The sequence below is a fragment of the Mesotoga infera genome (assembly GCA_011045915.1).
Taxonomy (GTDB): Bacteria; Thermotogota; Thermotogae; order Petrotogales; family Kosmotogaceae; genus Mesotoga; species Mesotoga infera_D.
The window spans coordinates 1-6,570 of the sequence record DSBT01000390.1 but is presented as its reverse complement, the minus strand read 5'-3'; the positions used below and the strand labels follow the sequence as shown (position 1 = coordinate 6,570).

5 protein-coding genes are annotated in these 6,570 nt (G+C 49.0%); 4 read left to right on the top strand and 1 reads right to left on the bottom strand.

Annotated elements, in window-relative coordinates:
* From ENN47_12585 to ENN47_12570, 4 genes are all read left to right on the top strand, one after another.
* Positions 1-422: electron transfer flavoprotein subunit beta (locus ENN47_12585; GenBank protein ID HDP78985.1), on the top strand; the 422-nt coding region annotated here is incomplete at its 5' end.
* Positions 415-1,413 carry an electron transfer flavoprotein subunit alpha/FixB family protein gene (locus tag ENN47_12580; GenBank protein ID HDP78984.1) on the top strand — a complete coding sequence of 333 codons (999 nt, stop codon included), beginning with the start codon at positions 415-417 and terminating at the stop codon, positions 1,411-1,413. The genes ENN47_12585 and ENN47_12580, both read left to right, overlap by 8 nt.
* Positions 1,410-2,816, top strand: a complete 1,407-nt coding sequence (locus tag ENN47_12575; GenBank protein ID HDP78983.1) for an FAD-binding protein — start codon at positions 1,410-1,412, stop codon at positions 2,814-2,816. Before ENN47_12580 ends, ENN47_12575 begins: the two co-directional genes overlap by 4 nt.
* 381 nt (positions 2,817-3,197) lie before the next feature.
* The gene (locus tag ENN47_12570) at positions 3,198-3,827 is read left to right on the top strand and encodes a class II aldolase/adducin family protein (GenBank protein ID HDP78982.1); all 630 of its coding nucleotides are present in this window, start codon (positions 3,198-3,200) and stop codon (positions 3,825-3,827) included.
* 387 nt (positions 3,828-4,214) lie between these two features.
* Here the strand turns inward: ENN47_12570 and ENN47_12565 are convergent.
* A partial coding sequence (locus tag ENN47_12565; GenBank protein ID HDP78981.1) for an ABC transporter substrate-binding protein occupies positions 4,215-6,570 on the bottom strand: 2,356 nt, incomplete at its 5' end.

The following is a 6,570-nucleotide window of genomic DNA, read 5'->3' as shown; positions in this document are numbered from 1 at the left end:
GCCAGGTCGGACCTGAAACCGGTTCGATGCTGGGTATTCCCGTCGCCACTTATGTTTCGAAAATAGTTGAGCTAGATGGATCGGGCATAACAATTGAACGCGAAGTGGAAGATGGAAAGGAAGTGTGGAAGCTTCCCCTGCCTTCACTTGTTTCGGTGACTAAGGACGTCAATGAACCCAGACTTCCGACATTGAACGGAAAGAAACTCGCCAGAAACTTCCCGGTAGAGAGGATCGGTAACGATTCTCTTGGAATAGATCCATCGGAGATCGGCTTGACAGGATCACCCACAAGGGTAGTAAGGATAGGAACCCCGAAGCTCTCGAGGATGGTCGAGATGTATGAGGGGAGCAATATTAGAGATGGAATAGATGAGATAAAGAAGAGGTTGGTACCCTATCTGGAGGTGAACCATGAATGATCTCCTGGTAATCGCAGAAAAAAGAGGAAGTGAAATCCACTCAAGTACATTCGAACTACTTGGAAAGGCAAGGGAGTTATCCATGAAGCGGCCTCTTACGGTTTCCGTAGTGATCCTCTCCGACAAGTCTGTCGAAGAGGATTCGTCCAGCTCTCTCTTCTCAGGTGGAGCTGATCGAATCATCCTGGCAGTTGATGGAAGCTTCAAGAGATTCAATTTCGAACCATACACTAAGACTCTGGCCGCTATAGTAAGAAAGTTATCACCTGAAATCGTTCTCGCACCGGCCACAACTTCCGGCAGAACCTTTATGCCGGGACTGGCGGCTCTCTTGAAGACAGGCCTGACGGCAGACTGCACCGGTCTCGATATAGAGGAGGGAACGGGAAACCTTCTGCAAACGAGGCCTGCTATAGGCGGCAACATAATGGCAACTATAAAGACCCCGAATCACAGACCTCAGATGGCCACCGTGAGACCAAAAACATTCTCGCCTCTTAAGGAAGCATATCAAAGCAAATGTGAGCTGGTTCACTTTGACGTGACTCCGGATTTGACCCAAACGGCAGCGAAACTCATAGAGTTCCATCCAATAGGAGAGGGCCAGAAGGGTGTTCAGGACGCCGAAGTGATAATCGCTGGAGGCATGGGACTTCGAAAGGTTGAGAACATGGAACCGGTCTACAGGCTTTCAAAGCTTATTAACGGAACAGTCGGCGCTTCAAGAAAGATCGTTGATTCGAAGTGGGTCGGACACGAAGCTCAAGTAGGATTGAGCGGCCATACAGTAAAACCGAAGATCTACATAGCCGCAGGGATTTCGGGCGCCGTTCAGCATATTGCAGGAATGCAGACAGCGGAGTTTATCGTTGCGATAAACAGAGACAGAAACGCCGCGATTTTCAATTTCGCAGATATTGGGCTTGTTGGAGATGCGGTCGAGATTCTGAATGAACTTGCCGAGTCGCTTGAGTCGGAGGTGAAGAAATGAATTACGGACAGTTGAACGCGGACCTGATTGAAGAATTGCAATCTCTTCTCAAAATCTCAGTCAAATACGATGAGGAGTCATTGGATAGATATTCGAAAGACGAGACGGCAGAATTGAGAGCCGTCAGACCGGAAGTCGTCACATTCCCTGTAAGCACTGAGGAAGTGTCGGAGATCATGAAATTTGCAAACAGACACATGATTCCAGTTACGCCAAGAGGTGCGGGAACGGGCCTTTCGGGAGGCGCCGTGCCTTCGTACCGCGGAATCGTCATGAGTTTCGAGAAGATGAACAGGATTCTTGAATTCGACGAAGCAAACATGATGATTACCGTTGAACCGGGAGTGATAACCGGTGAGATTCAGAAACTTGCAGACAAGCATAATCTCGTTTACGGAGGTGATCCCTGCAGCAGCGAAAGTTCCTCGATCGGAGGCAACGTTGCGGAGAATGCCGGTGGAAACAAAGTCATGAAACATGGACCGACGGGATACCATGTTTACGGCCTTGAGGTGGTCCTGCCCTCGGGAGAGGTGACGCACTTCGGAGGAAAGAGACTTAAGGACGTCAGCGGTCTGGACTTCGTCCACCTCATGGTCGGATCTGAAGGTACACTGGGAATTGCCACGAAAATAACCTTGAGGCTGCTGCCAAAGCCGAAGTATTCGGTGGCGCTGCTCGTACCATACCCGGACATCGATACGGCAATTGCCGCAGTACCCAGGCTGATGAGCGGTTCTGGTGTCGTCCCAACTTCCCTTGAGTTTATGGATGGTTCTTCCATAAGGGCGGCCTGCAGCTTCCTGAATATCGAATTCCCTTATTCCGATGCCGGCGCTCACCTGATAATTGAAGTCGAAGGCAACAGCAAGGATTCGATATTCGATGATTACGTAAAACTAGGAGAAGCCGCTATCGAAGCGGGCGGTCTAGAAGCCTTCGTGGCAGACAACCGAAATACAAGAGACAAACTATGGAAGGCGAGAAAGTCGATTGCGGAGGCACTGGCTGCAATAAGCCCTGTGCATAGTATGGAAGACGTCTCCGTTCCGATGGCAAACATACCCAAGTTGATAAAGAGGTCTGAAGAGATCGCAAAGAAGTGCGGGCTAGAAATGATCGCCTTCGGACATGCCGGCGACGGAAATGTCCACGTGACTTTCATAAAGGGGGAGCTTCCTCAAGAAGAGTGGAACAAAAATCTCCCGCTGGCCGAGAAAGAGCTCTTTGACGAAACGACAGAGTTAGGGGGCTGCATCAGCGGAGAACATGGTATAGGTATCAAGAGAAAGAAGTACCTTGCATCAATTGTCGACGAAGCTCAACTTGACCTAATTCGAGGCATAAAAAAGGCCTTTGATCGAAACAACATACTAAATCCGGGGAAGATCGTGGATCTTTGAAAAACCGGGGTCGGGGGTAGCGGGCTGGGGTTTGGAAAGAGCAAGGGATCAGTTGTAAGTTGCAAGTTCCAAGTTGTGAGTTGTAAGACCGGGGTTGGGGGTCTGAGGTCAGGTGTTGGAAAGAGCGGAATAAGATGAAAGGCTGGCTTCGCCAGGAAGTGAGGCTCGCTGGCGCGAGGAAGTGATGCCCGGTATCACTTCTTTAGAGGCTTGCCGTCATTGCGTCCACTGATGCCCCTTAGTGCAATGCGTCCCGCCGAAGGGGAGACTGGCCAGGCAAAGCCTGATGGTCACGTGTAGCATAACTGGCTATAATAGAATCGACTCATAATTATTTCATTCTACATATAGAACAGATTATCGAACAGAATGGAGGTCACTATGGATTCTAGAGAAGAGCTGGTCCTTTTTGCAAGGCTGGCGTGGGACAGAAGACTTACCGAGAGTACCGGCGGAAATATGAGCGTCAGAATAGGAGATCATTTTTTGATAACCCCCACAACAATGGTAAAGCACTTTCTTACTGAGGAGGATCTTGTCGAGGTAGATCTGGATGGCAGGAAAGTAACCGGAAGTCGCGAACCATCCTCCGAATACAGGATGCATCTGAAGATCTACAGAGAGTGTGAAGACGTGCTTTCCGTCTTCCACGCTCATCCTGTCTACGCAACCACTATGGCAGTTCTACAGAAGAAATTTCCTGTAAATGTTCTTCCGGAAACGGCGCTCATGCTGGCTCCGATAACTTATCTTCCTTACAGAATGCCCGGCACGGATGATTTTGCAGATATATTCGATGAGGGCTTGAAGCAGGGTTCGAGAACCTTCGTTTTGAGAAACCATGGGGTAACTGTCGGTGGAAGCAGTATCGAAGAGGCATATGCTAAGCTCGAGACATTGGAGTTTCTGGCTCAGATCACTCACCTTTCCGGTGCCGAACCCGGTTACCTAGAAATCCCTTCCGAAGATGTGGAGAAGTTCTTGAAAAAAATTAGAGGATCGAAGGAGTAGTCACAGGCAATATCTGGATTTTCCGAGAGAATAGCTGTCTTGAACATACAATCAAAATTACAGGAGAAGCATAATCTCTCGGGTTACTTCGCAAACGAAAAGAATGAGTATTATCTGCTCTTTACTCGAAAACCTTGATTTGTCAAAAGAATTCATCCATTTGAACACGAAGCAGGTGCCCTCAATCGGATTTGACGATTTTTGAACCGATTTCACTCTTGATTGAATCGTTTAATTCCAGAGGGTTTGATAACGACTGCAAAATCAAATTGCACATGAGAAGGCAGTCTAGTGCGTTCGTAGCTTTTTTCTAGATCAAGAGTCTCTCTACTGGGTAAATCAAAAAGAGGCAGTGTCTATGACACTGCCTCTTAAATCGGAGCCTTATCAGTAGATTACTATCGAAGTGGAAGCAGAAGCGGGAATAGCCCCCTCCAGCTCGGCAATGGCCATGATATCGTAGGATCCTGGATCGAGATCTTCGATGGCACTGGCCGGTATCACGCACTCGAAAAGACCGGCTTCGGTCATTGCGGCTTCGAACTCGAGTGCTTCCTGTCCAACTATCAGAGATAGAGTAACCTTTCCTGTTGTTGCAGGAACTGCCTCATCTATCGGATAAGTGACTTCTGACACGTAGACACTTACGGGAAGATCGCTGCCCTTAGCTACAAAAGCAGGTGTTTCCAAACTGTTTATCTCCATCCTAACCGCTTTCAGTGCTTCTATCCAATATGTATCTTCGTACGGATAGTCGGGATCTCTGAAAGCTCTCAATTCCATGTAGTTGGAAGTCGAGTCGAATTTCGACAGATAGAAAGGCCCATTACTGATGTAGGCATGGCCGTAATCATCTATGAATTCAATTGCAGCCTCGTATCTACCAATCACATACTCCTCGTCAACAAATTCCTTAATGTAGTTAGGAATATGCTTCCTTTCCTTCATTTCGACAAGTTTAGCTCTGATGTCTTTCACACATGCAGGAGCAATAGCATCCACTTCGGTGAAGGCAGGATCCATCGTAATTGAGTAAGCGGTACCTGATTTGCTGCCTTCAGTTACAAGTAGCGACATGGCCTCCGCTATCTCCCAGGCACAGCCGACTGGATGGCCTGACGAAGAAACGCTTATACCAGGCGCTCCCCAGCTGGCAACCCTGTCTTTGCTCGCCGGGAAGTTGTAATTGAAGTAGACGGTTATTGTGTTGTCCTCGTTAAGAACCCAACCTATGATTGTATCGAGACCGCTCTGAAGAGAGGAAGAATATGCCTGTTCGTACTGGAGGTCGTCATCGCTCTCTTTGTTTGCCCACTCCATCTGGAATGCCTGAGCATAGAGAAAGTCGACGACCGTAATAGGCTGCCCATGGTGAAGTTTACCAAACTTGAATTCGTAGGTAGCCATGGAGATCGACTTGCTTCCTTCTCCAACTTCTAGCCAGGCTTCGTTAAACGGGCAGTAGTTGATAGCAGTTGCGGGTACTTCGTAATCTCCGACAACGTCTCCTTCTTCATTACGTCGCGCCTTCGTCTGAACTTCGATCGGCACCGCCCTAAGAGGTGTTGGAATAGCCGAAGCTGGGCTCTCGAACATCGCTGGATCGTAAAGGTTTTCGGCAATGTAGTTCGAATATACACTGTCAAAACCGTCTGTTCCTATCGGGTCCCAGGCATCCATAAAGAGAGAACCCATAGCCGAGAACTGTGTTATGAACAGCGTTCGGTCATCGGTAACGGCCGTTCTTATCGACCATGTGTTCAGACCGTCTCCCAGCCCATAGGCAAACCTCTGTTCTAGTCTTGATTCGTTGGCGACAAAGAAGTCGAGCTGATTGACAACGTATATCCTGACAGCCTCTTCCAGACCTAGTTCAAGGCCTCTGAGCGCAAGTTCCCAGTACTCCTCTTCTGTCAGGAAATTACCAGTGTAAGCCTTAAGAGTGGCTTCATCGATCTCATCCTGTTCGTAGTTCCAGAAGCCTTCCGTCATTCCGCCCGGCATGTATCCATACCATGGGGCGTACATTTGCGCAACGATATGTTCCCAGAAGGCCCTCGTTGCACCGGCACCCCAGCCTTCCGTATACATCTGGTAGGCAAACTCTGCCGGATCGCCTCCGTAGACAACGTTGCTGCACTTAATTCTGTCCCAGTACATCCTTTCCGCCTTCAATCCAGCCTTTTCAAGCTGATCCCCGATGTAATCTCCTTCCTTCAGACGACCTTGAGGATCATCGACCCTAATAGCGATCTTGATTGTGACGGGCTCATTATCGAAGTACCAGAAGCCGTCGTCCTTCTTCTCTAGCCTGCCGACATTTTCCGGTAGTGCGGCCGCAGCTTGCATAGAGCTTTCAATTACTTCCAGAGCTCTCGCTTCGTTCCCTTCGGCCGTCAAACCAAACTTCGTGGCGAGAAGGTTGTACCTGTACGTTCCCGGCTGACCCGTCGTAGCCATAGTGAAGGCCGGCGTTCCGGCTCCTCCGAGAATTTCGTCGACGAGATATTGCCTGTTGATCAGGTCATTCATGGCGAATCTGATATCCTTGATTGCGAAGGCGTTGAAGTACTCCTTCCCTCCTACTTCAACGACATATGGCGCTTTGTTAGGAATCGGATTCATCAGTAGCGACCAGGATCCTGATGGAACAGCATACAGGTCCAGTTTGTCTCTGGTGGCCTGATCCAGCCCGAAGATCTGCGGCCCCGAAAGGCCCCACATGAAAATGTCTGTTAGACCT